A 17,226-nucleotide genomic window follows, 5' to 3' on the forward strand; every position below is an offset into this window, starting at 1 on the left:
AGGAAAGCCCTATCGCCTGTCACGAACCGAGTAATAAATCATAACTGCCACGACCCAGATGCCGACCAAAAAGCATGACAAGGTGGCAAGAATTATCAGTCGCTTCGGGTATTCAGCTTTTTCGGCCAAAGTCGGCTCGATATAGGCAGCTAGGTAGCGCGACTTACGTGCGGCTTCAGAAGTCGCAACGTCCAACGATGCAAGTGCCGACAAATAAGATTGCTCTGCAAACTGTTTATCGACGGACAGTCGTTCGTAGTCACCAATCAGGTTTGCGTAAGCACCATTTACTGTACCATCAGTCGAGCTAAACCGAGCGCGTTCCTGATCAAGTCGCTGTTGGATCACCTCGACGCGACGACGCGCCTGAATAAGCCTAGGGTCCCCTTCACGAGCAGTTTGCATCAGAATATCCAGATCAATCTGTGCCGTAGCCAATTGGTTTTGAAGTGAATTCAACAGCCCCATGCGACCAACGATGTCGGCTTCAGGGTCAATGATTTGTGTCTCCAGCCGAAACTTCTGGATGGCGGCGCGCGCGCTACTAAGCCGCTCTACGGCTTTCTCAAGCTCGCTTCGTGCATAACTGGTGGCATCATCACGAGCAACGGCGGTCAGTTTGTTGATCATGACGGTGCTTTCGTCATAGATCGCATCGGCAACTGCCTTCGCATCCTCTGGGCTGAAAGCAGTGACACGCACTTCGATCAGACCAGACCCACTATCGTAGAAAACTTTCACTACACGCGACCAGAACTTTTGAAGCCCTTCGATCGTAACGTCAGGATCAATGCCGAAAAACGGGTCTGACGGCATATGATACATTTCGCGCAGATTCAGCTTAGCATCGACAAGTCGGACAATCCGCTGACTTTTGATGAATTCGAACAGTACATCGGTATCAGTGCCGCTGGACGATCCAGTCAGCTCGGTAATTCCGCCAAGCATTTCAACCGGCGACGCATTTTCTTCGGCCCGCACCGAAAATCCCAGATAGGAAGCGTACTGATCCTTAGCGACCAGATACAGGTAACCCGTTGCCAGAAAGATCGGCACAAGTATGCCCAGCAAGAATAGGCGGCGAATCGTGCTGTGCCTTTTGCGAACTCGCGCTTTCTTTGCGTGGGGACGAAGAGGTGGCAGCTGCTTTTCCATCTGCTCACTCTTCTCTTTTTCACCCCAACCATCGTCATCAAGCTCGTCCTGCTCGGCATTAGACGGTTGAGCTTCCTTGACGTTTTTTGCTTTTGGTTCGGGTTTGGGCGCTTCGGAAGGCTCGGTCATTCAGATATCCACGGCAAAACATTTTGCAAATCATATGCATTGTCGGCAGTTATCGGATACCTGTAAGGACGAATCAACTCGATAATACTCACATGATCACTTCACGCACTGCAGATCCTACCCGTTTCAAAATGGGACGAACCATTAGCGCACTAATGTTGCGCGAGATGTCATCAACCTATGGCAGGTCTTCTGGTGGGTATCTCTGGGCCTTGATTGAGCCCATCAGCGGCATCGCCTTTCTAACTATCATTTTCTCTTTGGCGCTTCGCGCCCCATCGATCGGTGACAGTTTTGCGCTCTACTATGCCACCGGCATGCTGCCTCTTGGCCTTTTCCGCCAGCTTTCTTCAAAATCGGCGAATGCGATCAAGTACTCGAGGCCGCTGCTGGGTTATCCTCGCGTGACATTTGTCGATGCCATTTTGGCTCGTGTAATCCTTAATAGCATCACTCAAATGCTGATCAGCGCGATTTTGATCGGCGGTATGGTGATGATAAGCCCATCTTTCGTGTTCCTAAACATTCCAGAAATGGGGCTTTCTTTCTTAATGACAATTTCTTTGGGAATTGGCGTTGGTACACTCAATTGTTTTCTATTCTGGCGTTTCGATTGGTGGCGGCAACTTTGGAAAGTAATTATGCGGCCTCTGTTCCTGATTTCTGGCGTACTCTACAATTTCGACGACCTGCCCGGCTTCATTCAAGACATACTTTGGTGGAACCCAATGATTCATGTGGTCGGCCAAATGCGGATGGGAGTTTATGCCACTTATGAACCCACCTATATCTCGTACATCTACACATTCGGCGTTTCTCTTGCGACCTTGTCATTAGGACTGACGTTGTTGAACCGCTACCACGACGACATCATGTACAAGTAGGTACTACTTGGCTCATTCTGCCGGTGGGGTTTCGGACAGTAATCCGCACGATGTCCTAAGGTTCAGTAAGCAGATTTTCGCCGATTTCGGCGGTTAAATTGCCTATCTACATCAACATACTCAGCCCCAAAGATACCTAAACCAGCCATGCTTTGTTGGCGTACGGGATAGAGGTTTTCCTTTGATAGAAACGGGTCTATAGCTCGTTCGAACCTTATTATAGCGGGTAGAGAAACATGAAAGTAATCATTCTAGGTGGTGACGGATTTTGCGGCTGGCCGAATGCGTTGTATCTGTCAAACCGTGGCCATGACGTCATTCTCGTCGACAACCTGTCGCGCCGTGAGATCGACATTGAGCTGGAAGTTGACAGCCTGACCCCGATCCGTCCGATCGGCGAACGCATCCGCGTTTGGAAAGAACTGACCGGCAAAGATATCCAGTTCCACAACTTCACCGTGGGCGAGCAATACCACCGCCTTCTGACGCTGATCAAAGACGAAAAGCCGGATGCAATCATCCACTTCGCCGAACAGCGCGCAGCGCCTTATTCGATGAAGTTGGCCCAGCACAAGCGCTACACGGTTTCGAACAACCTGAACGCCACCAACGACGTTCTGGCTGCGATCGTCGACAGTGGTCTGGACATTCACCTGATCCACCTAGGCACTATGGGTGTCTATGGTTACGGCACCGCCGGTATGAAAATCCCTGAAGGCTATCTGAAGGTGAAGGTCAACACCCCCGAGGGTGAAACCGAGACCGAGATCCTGTACCCAACCAACCCGGGTTCGATCTATCACATGACGAAAAGCCAAGACCAGCTGCTGTTCGCCTTCTACAACAAGAACGACGACGTGAAGGTCACCGACCTGCACCAAGGTATTGTTTGGGGCACGCAAACCGCTGAAACCAAGATGGACGAACGTCTGATCAACCGTTTTGACTACGATGGTGACTATGGCACGGTTCTGAATCGCTTCATCATGCAGGCTGCTGTGGACTATCCGATGACCGTACACGGCACCGGCGGACAAACTCGCGCATTCATCCACATTCAGGACACCTGCCGTTGTATCGAGCTTGCGCTGGAAAACCCGCCGCAAGCTGGCGAGCGTGTGAACATCCTGAACCAGATGACTGAAACGCACCGTGTGCGTGATCTGGCAAAGATGATCCACGACATGATGGGCGCCGAGATTGCCTATCTGGAAAACCCACGCAACGAAGCCGCCGAGAACGAGCTACACGTCGCCAATGACCGCTTCCTGGGTCTGGGTCTTGAGCCGATCAAGCTGGAAGGCGGCTTGATGGACGAAGTCAAAGAGATCGCCGAGAAATACTCGGGTCGCTGCGACACGACCAAAATCCCCTGCGTCTCGCTCTGGAAATAATACAACTAGGGCCGCTGCTGAATAGTAGCGGCCCTAAACATCTGGTTACTAAGATACCGAAGGCAGTGTCATGCACGCTCTGGAAACAAATGCACGTATTGAGCTACGTGAAAAAGCGCAGGGCCTGACCAAGAGCTATGATCAGCTTGCCGCTGAAGATGTTCTTAAACATGCAATCAAGACATTGTTTCCCGGACGTATCGGGCTGGTATCCTCCTTCGGGACTGAAGCAGCCGTACTTCTTCATATGGTGTCGAGAATTGATCCATATGTTCCAGTGATCTTTCTTGATACTTGGATGCACTTTCCCGAGACAATGGCTTATCGCGAGGAACTCGTTTCGAAACTTGGTTTGTGCAACATTCAGACCATCACACCCCGCCCGGCCAGTGTTCTTGCAGATGATCCAAATGACTCATTGCACAAAACAAATTCCGACCTGTGTTGCCACGTGCGCAAAACGCTCCCGATGTTGGCGGCCCTCAGAGGGCTGGACTGTTGGATCACCGGTAGAAAGCGTGGGCAAGCCGCTACACGGTCCGAACTTGAGTTGTTTGAGACCCAAGATCGTTGGTTGAAGGTTAACCCTCTACTGAACTGGAGCGCCGATGACGTGGCGGAGTATTTCAAAGTGCATGATCTACCAGAGCATCCTTTGAAAGAGCAGGGATATCTTTCAGTCGGGTGCCAGCCTTGCACACGTGCCGTCAAACCGGGTGAAGACGCCCGTGCAGGACGCTGGGCTGACAGTGACAAAACCGAATGTGGAATCCACATTGTGGATGGAAAGATAGTTCGCGGCGGCGGAAGCTGAACGCGGATAATCGTTAAGATTTTGCGGCGTTGCTATGAGGGAAATCCTCTGCGGGTTCCGGCACTCCATAGAACTGAGCCAATGCTGAATAGCTTTTCAAATCACTCCAGCGAAGTTCGAGGCAATGCTCGGGGAACGTTTCAGCCAATCGAAGAAATGCTTCGTGTTGACGTTTCCAAAATGCCAAACGGTTGGTGATACGCGCCTCTGGATTACTTTCCCATAAGGCGTGCTGGCGATAGATTTCTGGGTGTGATGTTTCCCATTTTCGCACACTTTCCAACCAACCTTCAGCGTCTCTGTTAACCCAAATGAACCGCGCCTCTGGTGCAAGAATTTTGCGAATGAACGGGTGTAGATGTGCGTGGCCCATAGGAGCATCATGAAAGATGTCATACTGTGAAGCGCTCGCCACCAAGGGCTGAAATCTTTCCAGCAGTCGTTCTTTTTCAGCCGTTTTAAAACTGTGAAAATCCGGACCCTCCGCCAGCTTCTTTCTGTAAAATTGTACAGAAGGTTTAAGGCTTTTTAAGAGCGCGCCATCATGTGGCATCTCGCTTCGCCCAACCCCAAGTGCAATCAACGACTTCCCCACCGACGTCGAACCGGTTTTATAGGGCGACGCTATGATGTGTACTTGCCCCTCGATTTGCGACGGTGACGGCCTTCGCTGCAAGCGTTTGCTTAGGGTTTTCAGGACCTTCCTCATATCCTCACCGGATCTTTCGAATGATGTTGTAGGCAATCAAAAGTGGGCGGTTTAGCGCAGGGTATTTTTGCCCCACAGCCTTTCCGGCGTCAACGATACGGGTTTTATCAAACAACTTGCGTTTACTGGCAGCCTGAAGGTTTGCCATGACCTCACCGTAGTAAGGTGTGTTGATCAAGGCTTGCCAATAAAAGCCGGATTGTGGGACAGCTACCCCGTGCCAGGGTTTATAGGCGCGATCGGCATAATGGATAATCCAAGGGTCGCGCCGCGCTTCCATCGCCTTGGTGTGGTTTGGCTTTGGCACCTTGGAAAAGGCCGCATCGACCGAGTTGAAGACGTTCCAGCGCGCATCTAAGAGGCACAAGTCATCTTTGAATGCCTTGTTCAAAATATCCTGATCGCGGAATAAGTAACGGCCGTTCTGAGCCTCGTGCAGCAGATGGTGCCCCAATGCGCTTAGATCACCCATGGCTTTGAAATTGAACAAAAGAACGCCCGCGTTGAAGTAACGTGCAATCTGCGTGTCCGACATCTCCAGCCGGTTGCGGTGATAGGCGGATAGGTCGGGAACTTCAGGATCAATCGTTGGAATTGGACCGGTCAAAGTCCGAGTCATGATCCAATCTGGAACTGCCCCGATCTTGGCGTCGCCAATGACTGAGTCATAAAGTTTGCAGACGTCTTCTTTCAGGATGATATCCACATCCAGATACAGCAACCGATCCAGGCCTGGAAGCAGGTTGAACAACAAGAAGCGGTTGTAGGTCGCGTTCGAAGGTGCGCGGCTGGAGGACCGATAGCTGTCATCAAAGTAGTTGCCAGTGTCAATCGCATGCAATTTGATATTTGACCGCTGAGAGCTTAGCCAGCTGTCGAACACTCCAATATCGTCGTCTTCGATTCCAGAATGCAGAAAATAGAGGTCGATTGGCCGTTTAGGGTCAGCATGTGTCAGTAGCGAGTTCATCATTGCAGACGCATGGGGCAGATAAGCGCGGTCAGCCGCGATCGCGATACTCACCACGTCGTCGGCGGGCTTATCCTGCTTGGTCAGGTAAGGCGTCACGACAGCTTTTGACAGGTTAATAATCGCGGTTTCACGGATCCGCGTCGATGGGTTTGTTCTCTGTTCATGAATGATGAACGCTGTCATAAGCCGCTCCGCAAGGAAGCCGATATAACGGGCTTGGTAGGCGCTGTAATTTGAACGATCAATCGCTGCGGCATCCACCTTCAGAAGGATGTCAAACAGCCACGCACAGTACCGATCGAAAATCTCGCGACGCATCAAGGCGATATTGCCAAGTCGAATATCCATAGATTTGGCAGCTGTATTAAAAGCTTCCAAATACTGCGGGTGATCTTCAGCAATCACATCACGCATCTTGTCGAAATCTTCTTTGTGATGACCTTGAAGATAGTTGTTCTCGACGCTCACCCCCATCTTGTGCAGACGCGGCAATACGATGTCCCAGTTATCCAACTCGGCGTCCATCCACGCCTCAGCTCGACCCGTCCATTCTTCGATATCTAAAGCACCTACATAAGCCTCGGGTGGGCCATCGGTGATCACACCCGACACGTCCAGAAGGCGCCGGTAATGCATCAGCCCGATGAAGTCACTGTCGGTATCGTTTTTCCATGCCCAGTAAAGGGCTGTTAGCTCGCAGAACGATCCATTTTTATCCGAGATATGATCGCCGGTGTTGTCGGCCAACATGCCTGACAAAGGGGAGCCAGCTTGAGCCGCACCCACATGAATGGGCTTGATGCTTTTCGACGAAACCCGCGGCGATAACTTGTGATAGGCGGAGTAAATCGAAACTTTCATAACAAACCTTTCTTGCGTCGCTGGTTGTATAGTGTCGCAGGGTTGCACATACAAGAATTCAGGGGGCACCTCATCAGCAAATGCTGAGCAATCAAGTACATGCTTTCGGTTGTGCAAAAGCAATGGCTCTACAATTCCGGAAAGCCTACATGCCCTTATGGGTATGCTTCGTTCGAACATATAATGGATTGCTGTAACTGCTTATCAGAGCTTCAGAATAGTGAGCTGAAAGCACCCCGCCCTTCTTAAATCAGGACGAAAGTAGAGAGCGCAAGCGACCTAAAACCTTCCTTGCTTTCGAAGGCTTTGGACCAACACGTTGAAGAGCTTCTTTGATGTGTTTCGTTTCATTGTAACTTGCGCCACGTTTGAACAGTTCGTGTGCGCTTTCCGCATTGCCTTGCTTTTCATTGATCAAGCCCTGCAAGAAGAAGACATTACTTCTCCAGATTGAGATTTGGCTATGTGAAGATAGCTTTTTCGTTGCCTTTTCAGCATCTTCAAGCTGACCTCGCTCAATCTGCGCCAGGGCCAGGTTAAACAGCCCCGCCTTGTAGTTCGGCCAAAGCTCTGTAGCGCTTTGCGCATGGTTAAGCGCTGCTTCGAAATCTTTCGCTCTATATGCCATTTTGGACTTCAAAAGCCACGCTTCTGCGATTGAATTGGTCGCTTCATGATCTAGGATCTGAAGTGCAGTATCTGGCTCTTTCTGTTTAACGTAAAGCTCTGCCAAACGGGTGCGAAGTTCACCACTTTGAGGGAAAGCATCAAGCCCTTCCTTTAGGATATTGGTGGCATCTTCTTTTCGGTTTTCTCTCACCAGCGCTGCGGATTTGCTGATGAAGAAGTTTGGATCTTCTGCATCTTGACCCGTGTAAGCCTGCACCAATCGCGAAATGTTGTGTGCCACGAGCTGCGGGTTAGGGTGCACCTGATCCCCAACGAAGGCCCTTGATTTAGCCGTCAGCATGAAAGATTCATATGACGGAAAATACGACACAAACTCATTTTCCAGAACAAGCTTTTCAGCGGCAGCACGCAACACGGCTTTCGAATAGCTGTTGGCAACAGCAATGTCGGCATTGCGGAATGTTGAGGTCAACGGAACAGGAGATACAGTCAAAACAAGATGAAAGCCGTCTAGGCAGTGTGTTTTGAGCATCTTTGCCAGTTGCTGAAGATCTTTTAGAACGTCTTCGTATTCAAGAACATGAAGCTCGAAGCGATCTGGCTCGGCCCGTACGGCCTGCTTTGGAGGTGCGGTATTAATATAAATCTGGGCGGCTTTATCCCACCAGGCTTCGATCAACCCCAAGGTCAGAATGACTACACGTGTATCCGAAAGCTGTCGGTAGATTTCGTTGATGCGCTCACGTTGATCCAGCACATCATCTTTCTCCATCGGGCGGGTATTCCCGGCAATCAGTAGGTCTTTAAACTTCTTGCCGATGGGAACGCAGTTCTTTTCGATCGAGAACGGTTCGCCGTTTCCGAAAGCCCAGTTGATCTGCGGGATAACGGCCCCAACCACGTAATTGTTCAAAAGGGTAGTTGGCTCGCCACCCCAATACTTTTTGTCGACTTCGAAAGACCTCATGGGGATTTCGAAACCAAGTGTGCTCAACTCACGCTCGACATTGCGCGCGAAACAGGACCCGATAGTAAAAACTTTTTCGCCCGGATTAAGCTGGATGCCTGCACTGAATTCTGGGGACGCCTGCCCAGCAAAACGATCTTGCATCGAATTGCGTTCGGGCCAGTTTGAGTATTCATTGTCTTTGAATATTTCAAACGCGTTCTGAGCAGAGTATTTTTCAAGTGCCATTCTAAAATCTTGGTCCTAATGTCGTTTGAGTTACCGCCAGAACACAAATGCAAATGCCTTGGTCATCCCATTGCCTACAGAAGCGCTAAATGCGGTGCAAGCGCAAGGCATGGATTGCTGGGCCTCTGACTGCCCCCTTCATCCGACATAACTACCGATTAGGCTTTGCAGAAAAGAACCCACCTTAGCGAGTTAGGCCGAACCAAGCTTGTCTATCTTGTCGATTGCCAGCGGCTCGATCATCCTGAGAATTGAACGATGTGCGCGTGCATCGCTGACAAGCGAGTTGTCACGCTTGCGCTTAAAAATGATCGTGTCGGGTGCATGAATATGCTTCCAACCCTGATCCATGGTTTCGACACCATATTGCCAGTCCTGAAACGCCAGCCCCTTTTTCACTTCACGGCTAACATAGCGGCATTCTTTATGCGCCGCCAATGGAGACATGCACAGTAAGTCATAGTAGTTTGCGAACACGAAATGATAGGGATCGAACAGGATAGAATCCTGATTGATTTTGGTAAACGCGCTTTGGCCACCATCAAAGAACCAGTTCAGTTCGGGGTGCAAGATCACTTTCTCATTTGCGCGTTTTGCTTTTGCCAACTCGTCCAACCCATTCTTCAGCCAGTTTTCGCTGAAAAGATCATCGGCATCCAGAAACGCAACATTTTCGCAATCGAGTTGGTCAATAACCGCGTTCCTGACCAGACCAAGATCCCCCTTTGTTTCAACCTGCTTTTCCCAGTGATCAAAACAATCCTGTGAAAAATACTCGGTGGTCGCATCGGTGGCATTATCCAGAACGATCAGTCGCTGTACCGTATATCCAGCGGCCACGGCGCATTCGACGGCAAGGTCCGCAGCTTCAATCGTTGGTGCCGAAACAATCGTTTCATTATGGGCTGTCATGACAACTGCAAGATCGAACTTAGCGCTCATCAGTCAGCTCTCCTACAATGATGGATTTTAAAGTTGCTTCTTCGCTTGGCGATAGGTCAGAGCCGCTGGGCATCACATGCAAATGCGATCGCAATGCAGTGGGGATAGCGTGCTTTTTCACCGCCCTCTCCAAACCCTCTTCTGATTGGAAAACGAAATCCATGCCGGTTTCTAGGAACCTATAGATCAGCTTTGCATTGCCGCGCGCTTCATTTGGTGCCTTTTCATCACCGCACAACAGAACCGATCGGAAGCTGTAGCTAAGTGGAATTCTGAAACCAGACAAGACTTCAGAGTAGAAAACGGACATGGCTGAAATGACGATACCCGGCCGAATTGTCTTTAAGAATTCTGCGACAAATCGGTACTTTTCTGAATTGGACAAGTTTATCATTTTGGGCAGGAAAACGACTGAGATGTCTCCGGAAATATTAGGGGCACTCCCGGTTTGCACTCGTGTCACAAGGACAAGCAATTGCCCCTTAGGGAACAGCTTCGCGATATTCAACATGCTATCCGACCATGCGCCCTTGTTCAGCAAGCTGCGCAGATCATCCACGACGACGACGGCCTTGAACCGCTTGTGGTTCAGTTGAAGATGAAGGTCTTTTAGGCCAGCCATGCGATCGACCGAACGCGGAGTGTTCAGTGGTGGCACCTTCACGTTTTGTCGAACTGCGAACGTCTCGGCAACCAAAGGTTCAACCTTACTGGCCTGCAGCACCATCCGCCCAAGCTCACCATGCTCCAAGCGTTCTTGCAGATCAGTTGTTGTATGAACAAACTCGTGAAATCCAGCCAGTGCATCTTTATTGGATAGCCGTTGCAGCTTTTCATAACCCGGAAAAGGGATCGGAATCTCACCTTTGTCCCGCCCCGAAGTCAGCCAGTAATAGAACAGATTGAACTTGCCTTTGTTCTTCGGATGGAGCGTTTGATAGGCATCCCCAAGAAACCAAGGCGTTGGCTGATACCGGTATTGCTCACCATGGCGAATGTAATGCGCCACTGGATCCATGTCTTCCAAAACCAATGAGGGATTGCGGGCCAAGTAATAGCGATAGTCGAAATTGGACTTAACGGTGTTGTAAATCTTGCGGTACTTCGGAAGAAAGCCAATCCAACGTCTTGCGCTGGACAGCGCGTGGAGGTCATTTTTGAGAAACAAGCGCTGCAGAGCCTCAAACTCGGACTGCGTCTCGAGCTGACCTTTCTGCTTGTATTTTTCGGGCAACTCCAGCGGGCGAAATCCGAAATTAAATGAACGCTTAACCAGAGCGACAATGGAGCTCTTTGAGATCAATCTCGACACAATTATTACCTCTGTTTACTGGCGCCTTGAATAACAAAGCTAGCACGCATTGCTAGTGAAAAGTTGGAGGGATTGGCCAATGTGCAAGTGCGGCCTCTCGGTCTAATCAGCGTTGCTTTTGCGATACTAATTTAGAAAACCACGTCAGAACGCTGCGACGTTCCAGTGAGTCCACTTTGCTTTTCAATGCATTCAGCTGATCCTCTTGCGACACAATCAACTTGTGCTGACGCGCCGTTATCTTCGTTAGATAGATCAAGGCGTCCTCGGTGCCATTCGTGTAGGGTCTGAGTGTTTCGGTGCGCTCGGATGGGAACAGCTCTTCACGTCCCAAGGCAATGCTGGCAAGCTCCCGGTTATCGCCCTCGTATTTGGCTAAAATTTCGCGGCAACCCTCGTTCGAGAAAAAGGATACTGTTCTTTCTGGCCAATCTCGGGAGCTGATAAAAATCCATCAACTCCTTGAAAGAATTTGGCTTTACTGAACCTTCCTCAGAGGCATTAAACAAAGCGTTCATATAGCTGCGCGCGACATCCATCGAAGTATGGCTTTTATCAAATGCCTCAAGAGAGTTGGCTTCGTATGGAATGTTCAACGCACCAAACAAGTGTCGAACAGTCCCACCGGACGCTTTGATGTCGTCATAGGATATGACCCGAACACGTGACTGACCAAGCTGGGACCAGGTTTTGTATTGACCAAGATAGTTCAGAAAATGCTGGTTGCGCTTCAGCCATTCCATCGGGTGCTCAACGCCTGTACCAGCGCTGGTCTTGTGCTTAGTCCCCCATTGACGATACGCGGATTCAGCCCATTCATCCTGCCTACGGAAGCACAGAATAACCTCAAGGTCTTCAAACGCTGCACTGTTGTCGATGAATTCACCGAAGGTCTTAACAAGGGCGGGCAGAGCTCGGCTCATACCAATCTTCTCATCCGACCAAACAACCTGTTTTATGCTTGGGTTTCCGCTGACCATACGTTCGAGCATGGCTAGGGAATTCTTGACCCTCTCTGGCCGGCCGCGGGTCGCTTCGAAGGCAAACTGATCATCACCAAAAGTAAGAGTTGTTGCTTGCGGTCCAAGGTACACCATGCCCCCTTGGCGCAGGTGGCCTTGAGTGCTTTTCATCGCCTCTTGAAACGCAGAGGTCCCCGTCTTCCCAAGACCTGCGTGAATAATGAGCCTTGTCATGACCTTCTTGATCCCTTGTCCCTCAGTGAACACCGCTTCTTGCGAGTATTCAGCTACACAGTCAAACGCCTAAGGCGTGGCACGGCAACGTCAACAACAGGCACTGGTCCACACACATACGTAGTTGTGCTCAAACTAGCGCGAGACGGGTTTGACAGGAACATGATTTTGAAAAAGGTGAAAAGGCCGATGTTGGGCGCCGGGCGAGAGCCCCAACCGTTACTTGCCAAGGACAAGAAAGAATAAGGGCCGCTACTATTCAGCAGCGGCCCTAGTTGTATTATTTCCAGAGCGAGACGCAGGGGATTTTGGTCGTGTCGCAGCGACCTGCGTATTTCTCGGCGATCTCTTTGACTTCGTCCATCAAGCCACCTTCCAGCTTGATCGGCTCAAGACCCAGACCCAGGAAGCGGTCATTGGCGACGTGTAGCTCGTTCTCGGCGGCTTCGTTGCGTGGGTTTTCCAGATAGGCAATCTCGGCGCCCATCATGTCGTGGATCATTGTGGCCAGATCACGCACGCGGTGCGTTTCAGTCATCTGGTTCAGGATGTTCACACGCTCGCCAGCTTGCGGCGGGTTTTCCAGCGCAAGCTCGATACAACGGCAGGTGTCCTGAATGTGGATGAATGCGCGAGTTTGTCCGCCGGTGCCGTGTACGGTCATCGGATAGTCCACAGCAGCCTGCATGATGAAGCGATTCAGAACCGTGCCATAGTCACCATCGTAGTCAAAACGGTTGATCAGACGTTCGTCCATCTTGGTTTCAGCGGTTTGCGTGCCCCAAACAATACCTTGGTGCAGGTCGGTGACCTTCACGTCGTCGTTCTTGTTGTAGAAGGCGAACAGCAGCTGGTCTTGGCTTTTCGTCATGTGATAGATCGAACCCGGGTTGGTTGGGTACAGGATCTCGGTCTCGGTTTCACCCTCGGGGGTGTTGACCTTCACCTTCAGATAGCCTTCAGGGATTTTCATGCCGGCGGTGCCGTAACCATAGACACCCATAGTGCCCAGGTGGATCAGGTGAATGTCCAGACCACTGTCGACGATCGCAGCCAGAACGTCGTTGGTGGCGTTCAGGTTGTTCGAAACCGTGTAGCGCTTGTGCTGGGCCGACTTCATCGAATAAGGCGCTGCGCGCTGTTCGGCGAAGTGGATGATTGCATCCGGCTTTTCGTCTTTGATCAGCGTCAGAAGGCGGTGGTATTGCTCGCCCACGGTGAAGTTGTGGAACTGGATATCTTTGCCGGTCAGCTCTTTCCAAACGCGGATGCGTTCGCCGATCGGACGGATCGGGGTCAGGCTGTCAACTTCCAGCTCAATGTCGATCTCACGGCGCGACAGGTTGTCGACGAGAATGACGTCATGGCCACGGTTTGACAGATACAACGCATTCGGCCAGCCGCAAAATCCGTCACCACCTAGAATGATTACTTTCATGTTTCTCTACCCGCTATAATAAGGTTCGAACGAGCTATAGACCCGTTTCTATCAAAGGAAAACCTCTATCCGTGAAGCTGCGACAGCCTAGCGCGAATAGTAGGTATAGGTTTGGCGAATGCCGTCGGCGAAATTGGTGATCTGGTCGCCCAGAAGAACTTTCACGTCGTCAGCCGAGGCGATCACATCACGCGGTTCGGTCTTCAAAAGATCCTCAGCCGGGATTTTGGTGTAGTTCAGTTTTTCACCGCTTGCCTCTTCGATCGCACCCACGACATCCATCAAAGTGGTCGAGACGCCAGCACCCAGCATGTTCACGCGATCATATTCCTCGCCATCGCGCACGCGCTTGGCCTGAGTGGCAATCCCGCGCCCAATATCACCTGCATAGATGAAATCGCGCGACTGCTCGCCGTCGCCGTTGATGAACACCTCGCCACCTTCGACGATGGCACGGGTGAAGGCGTGGATAGCGCTTTTCTTCTTGTCCGAGAAGCGGCCATAGACGTTGGTCATGCGAATGACTGAGAACGTGCCGCCGCGCAGTTCGACCAGCTTCTCAAGGATCATCTCTTCTGCCGCTTTAGTCGCGCCATAGAAATTCTTGGGGCAATAGGCCGAACTCGTGCGAACCTCGAACGTGCCATCAAACAGTGCGCCAGCAGTCGAGATCAGAATGAAGTGGTCGCCGGGCTGGACGGCCTCCATCACGAATTTAGAGGGATTGGCGATATTGGCATCGATGAAGTCCAGAGGGCGATCTTTGGATTCCGCCACGCGGGTTTCGCCTGCAAGGAACACAAACACGCGCCCACCATCGGTGGCTTTCTGCTGGTCAAGGAAATCGATAGCCCCAGCATCCTCGTAACCGCCGGCAAAGCTTGGCAGATCCAGTGCTTCGTGTCCGGGTACCGCGTTGGATAGATCGTCGATCACCATAGGCTCGAGGCCTTCGAACTGATCGTCCTGTGCGATCACGTCAAGAATGTTTCGCCCGACGAAGCCAAAGCCCCCGATCAGCACCAGCGAAGTTGAATTTTTCATGTTCGTTTGCCCAGTAAAATATCTGTAAATGTTGCCCGTTCAACTAAAGCTCTCCACCCCAAAGGTCAAACACTGTGTCCTCAATTCAAAGCATTGTCCCCTTTTGGCACCCAATACCCCGGCTGCCAGGGTAAGAGCATTGACAAGCCCTGCAAATTAAGGGGAAAACCCACCGCAACGCCGCACCCGATCAAGTAAGAGTAAGGTTCTGAAAATGCATGATAAAGCCAGTCCGAATGGCAGTCTGGTTGCTGTGGTCGTGACATTCAACCGGCTCGATAAGCTGAAGTTAACCTTGGCGAACCTCTTGAAAAACACTCCCTTTGGTCTGGCCACAATTGTTGTTGTGGACAATGCCAGCACGGACGGCACGGCGGATTGGTTGGCCACTCAAAATGATCCACGACTTGATATTCTGACCAGTTCGACCAATCGCGGCGGTGCGGGCGGGTTCGAACAGGGGTTGCGCCGCGCCTTTTCGCATCACAAGGCCGATTGGTATGTGGTGATGGACGATGACGCGTGGCCGGAACCGGGCATGCTGGACAACTTTATGTCGGATGCACGCCCGGACGACACGGCAGTCGCTGCGGCGGTGTACTATCCCGATGGCCGCATTTGCGAAATGAACCGCCCGTCGGTAAACCCGTTCTGGTCACCCCGCACATTCGTGCGCACTTTGATCAAACGGCGTGACGGTTATCACATTCCACACAGCGCCTACACGGCGAAGAAACCACACCCGATCGACTTGACGTCCTTCGTTGGGTTGTTCATTTCGAAACGAATGCTGGACACGGTGGGGCTGCCTGACCCAGGGCTTTTTATATACGGCGATGACGTGATTTATACGCTGGGGCTGCGCAAACGCGGGTTCAAGATCGACTTTGATCCGTCGGTTCGCTTTGTGCATGACTGCTCGACTTTCCAAAAAGACAAAAAGAAGACCTACAAGCCGCTTTGGAAGGTCTACTACGCCTATCGCAATGGGTTGATCATGTATCGACGCGCGGCTGGTGTGCTGTTTTGGGCTTTGTTGCCGCTGCTTCTAATATCGTGGCGCATGGCGGCAAGCCGCTACGGGGATAAGAAACCTGCTTACAATGCGCTACGCCGGGCTGCCGTGACAGATGGGCTGCGCAAACGCACGACGCGGTCACATTCTGAGATACTGGAAATGACGAAGGTCGGGAAATAAGGCCTGACCCTCGCGCCAGAAATTGGCGTTCAAACGGCACTTATGCTCGCGACAGAGACGCGCGCCTTTCTATTCAAGACAGACGCATCACGACCTAAAGACGCCTTAGGGCGTTACTGCAAAAGTTGGCATGTCCGATTTATCCGCAACGGATCCTCGGAACATGTTTGCTGTGTCCAGTGCCTCACGAATTGTCACATCCATGTCGAGGTAACGATAAGTACCCAAGCGACCGACGAAGGTTACGCCCTTTGTGGCCTTAGCAAGTTCGACGTACTCTGCCAGCAACGCTTTTTCGTCGATCTGACGGATTGGGTAATAGGGGATGTCATCAGGTTCACATGCACGCGAAAACTCGCGATAGCAAACAGACCCCTCGTGTTCCTCCCACGGGCTGAAATACTTGTGTTCGGTGATGCGTGTGAAGGGCACGTCCTCTTCACCATAGTTCATGACCGCGCACCCTTGATAATCGCCATCATACGTGAAGCGTTCAAAGTCCAATGTGCGATAGCCCAGACGGCCAAGTTCAAAGTCAAAATACCCATCCAGCGGGCCAGAATAGAACACATGATCATACTGATCCGCTTGTTCCCGACTGAACCGAGTGTTCAGGTGCACAGTGATGGATGGGTGATCCAAAATCTTCTCGACCATCGCAGTATAGCCGTCTTCCGGCATACCTTGGAACTTGTGGAAGAAGTAGTTGTCATCATAGTTGAAGCGAACTGGTAACCGCTTCAAGATACTTGCTGGAAGTTCAGAGGGTTGCATCCCCCACTGCTTGATCGTGTAGCCTTTGAAGAATGCCTCATAGAGGTCTTTGCCCACGAAACGCAGAGCTTGCTCTTCAAACGTTTTCGGATCATCAATTGAGGTATCCGCCTGTTCGCTTGTGATGAAGTCATGCGCCTCATCCGGTCGCATCGAACGGCCAAAAAACTGGTTGATGGTATGAAGGTTGATCGGCAGTGAAAATACAGTGCCTTTCGAGGTCGTCTTTACGCGATTTTTGAAGGGCAGAAAATTGGCATGTTGGTTCACATAGTTCCAAACCTCGGTGTCGTCGGTATGGAAGATATGCGGGCCATAAACATGGACCATAATGCCCGTTTCCTGATCACGCAGGGTATGGCAGTTGCCCGCAATGTGATCACGGCTTTCAACGATGGTAACCTGATGCCCGTCTTCTGCCAGTTCGCGACCGATAACCGCGCCGCTTAGACCTGCCCCGACAAGTAAGATGTTCATCCTAATCTCCAACCTGAATACCCTCGGCGTTGTTCCACATCCCACGTTTTTTGGCAAACAGGAATGGCATCGAGGGCGCTGAAACAGGCAGGTTTGCAGGA

15 protein-coding genes are annotated in these 17,226 nt (G+C 51.2%); 4 read left to right on the top strand and 11 right to left on the bottom strand.

The window, feature by feature from the left end; genetic code table 11:
• Nucleotides 1–9 precede the first annotated feature (9 nt).
• Entirely contained in the window at nucleotides 10–1,284 is a 1,275-nt protein-coding gene (locus tag AC0L6A_RS15745; protein WP_473291321.1) for a KpsE/RkpR family capsule polysaccharide export protein, read from the bottom strand.
• A gap of 92 nt (nucleotides 1,285–1,376) precedes the next feature.
• Here AC0L6A_RS15745 and AC0L6A_RS15750 point away from each other — a divergent pair, with 92 nt between their 5' ends.
• The 3 genes from AC0L6A_RS15750 to AC0L6A_RS15760 all read left to right on the top strand — a co-directional run bounded on the left by AC0L6A_RS15750 (nucleotide 1,377) and on the right by AC0L6A_RS15760 (nucleotide 4,376).
• The gene (locus AC0L6A_RS15750; RefSeq protein ID WP_473291322.1) at nucleotides 1,377–2,168 is read left to right on the top strand and encodes an ABC transporter permease; all 792 of its coding nucleotides are present in this window, start codon (nucleotides 1,377–1,379) and stop codon (nucleotides 2,166–2,168) included.
• A gap of 236 nt (nucleotides 2,169–2,404) precedes the next feature.
• Nucleotides 2,405–3,562 carry an NAD-dependent epimerase/dehydratase family protein gene (locus AC0L6A_RS15755; RefSeq protein WP_473291324.1) on the top strand — a complete coding sequence of 386 codons (1,158 nt, stop codon included), beginning with the start codon at nucleotides 2,405–2,407 and terminating at the stop codon, nucleotides 3,560–3,562.
• A 70-nt stretch (nucleotides 3,563–3,632) separates the two neighbouring features.
• Nucleotides 3,633–4,376: a phosphoadenylyl-sulfate reductase gene (locus tag AC0L6A_RS15760; RefSeq protein ID WP_473291325.1), complete on the top strand. Its 744-nt coding sequence runs from the start codon at nucleotides 3,633–3,635 to the stop codon at nucleotides 4,374–4,376.
• A gap of 13 nt (nucleotides 4,377–4,389) precedes the next feature.
• On the opposite strand, the gene AC0L6A_RS15765 is transcribed toward AC0L6A_RS15760, so the two are convergent.
• From AC0L6A_RS15765 to AC0L6A_RS15805, 9 genes are all read right to left on the bottom strand, one after another.
• Nucleotides 4,390–5,085: a sulfotransferase gene (locus AC0L6A_RS15765; RefSeq protein ID WP_473291327.1), complete on the bottom strand. Its 696-nt coding sequence runs from the start codon at nucleotides 5,083–5,085 to the stop codon at nucleotides 4,390–4,392.
• 4 nt (nucleotides 5,086–5,089) lie between these two features.
• A complete protein-coding gene (locus AC0L6A_RS15770) occupies nucleotides 5,090–6,919 on the bottom strand; it encodes a DUF4422 domain-containing protein (RefSeq protein WP_473291328.1) in 1,830 nt (609 codons plus the stop codon).
• Nucleotides 6,920–7,169: 250 nt separating this feature from the next.
• Nucleotides 7,170–8,744: a GSCFA domain-containing protein gene (locus AC0L6A_RS15775; protein ID WP_473291329.1), complete on the bottom strand. Its 1,575-nt coding sequence runs from the start codon at nucleotides 8,742–8,744 to the stop codon at nucleotides 7,170–7,172.
• 192 nt (nucleotides 8,745–8,936) lie between these two features.
• Nucleotides 8,937–9,686: a glycosyltransferase family A protein gene (locus tag AC0L6A_RS15780; RefSeq protein WP_473291330.1), complete on the bottom strand. Its 750-nt coding sequence runs from the start codon at nucleotides 9,684–9,686 to the stop codon at nucleotides 8,937–8,939.
• Nucleotides 9,676–10,998: a hypothetical protein gene (locus AC0L6A_RS15785; RefSeq protein WP_473291331.1), complete on the bottom strand. Its 1,323-nt coding sequence runs from the start codon at nucleotides 10,996–10,998 to the stop codon at nucleotides 9,676–9,678. Before AC0L6A_RS15785 ends, AC0L6A_RS15780 begins: the two co-directional genes overlap by 11 nt.
• 106 nt (nucleotides 10,999–11,104) lie before the next feature.
• On the bottom strand, nucleotides 11,105–11,332 hold the full coding sequence (locus tag AC0L6A_RS15790) for a hypothetical protein (RefSeq protein ID WP_473291333.1): 228 nt from the start codon (nucleotides 11,330–11,332) through the stop codon (nucleotides 11,105–11,107).
• Between the two features lie 22 nt (nucleotides 11,333–11,354).
• Nucleotides 11,355–12,131 carry a hypothetical protein gene (locus AC0L6A_RS15795; protein ID WP_473291334.1) on the bottom strand — a complete coding sequence of 259 codons (777 nt, stop codon included), beginning with the start codon at nucleotides 12,129–12,131 and terminating at the stop codon, nucleotides 11,355–11,357.
• 343 nt (nucleotides 12,132–12,474) lie between these two features.
• Nucleotides 12,475–13,632, bottom strand: coding sequence for an NAD-dependent epimerase/dehydratase family protein (locus tag AC0L6A_RS15800; protein ID WP_473291335.1), 1,158 nt, complete (start codon nucleotides 13,630–13,632; stop codon nucleotides 12,475–12,477).
• 87 nt (nucleotides 13,633–13,719) lie between these two features.
• Nucleotides 13,720–14,676: an NAD-dependent epimerase/dehydratase family protein gene (locus tag AC0L6A_RS15805; RefSeq protein WP_473291336.1), complete on the bottom strand. Its 957-nt coding sequence runs from the start codon at nucleotides 14,674–14,676 to the stop codon at nucleotides 13,720–13,722.
• A 214-nt stretch (nucleotides 14,677–14,890) separates the two neighbouring features.
• On the opposite strand from AC0L6A_RS15805, the gene AC0L6A_RS15810 reads away from it, so the two are divergent.
• Complete coding sequence (locus AC0L6A_RS15810) at nucleotides 14,891–15,874, top strand: glycosyltransferase (RefSeq protein WP_473291338.1); 984 nt, start codon at nucleotides 14,891–14,893, stop codon at nucleotides 15,872–15,874.
• A gap of 105 nt (nucleotides 15,875–15,979) precedes the next feature.
• Here AC0L6A_RS15810 and glf read toward each other — a convergent pair whose 3' ends face one another.
• A complete protein-coding gene (gene glf / locus AC0L6A_RS15815; RefSeq protein WP_473291339.1) occupies nucleotides 15,980–17,125 on the bottom strand; it encodes a UDP-galactopyranose mutase in 1,146 nt (381 codons plus the stop codon).
• Between the last annotated feature and the right edge of the window lie 101 nt (nucleotides 17,126–17,226).

Source organism: Aliiroseovarius sp. D2-2, assembly GCF_055809455.1.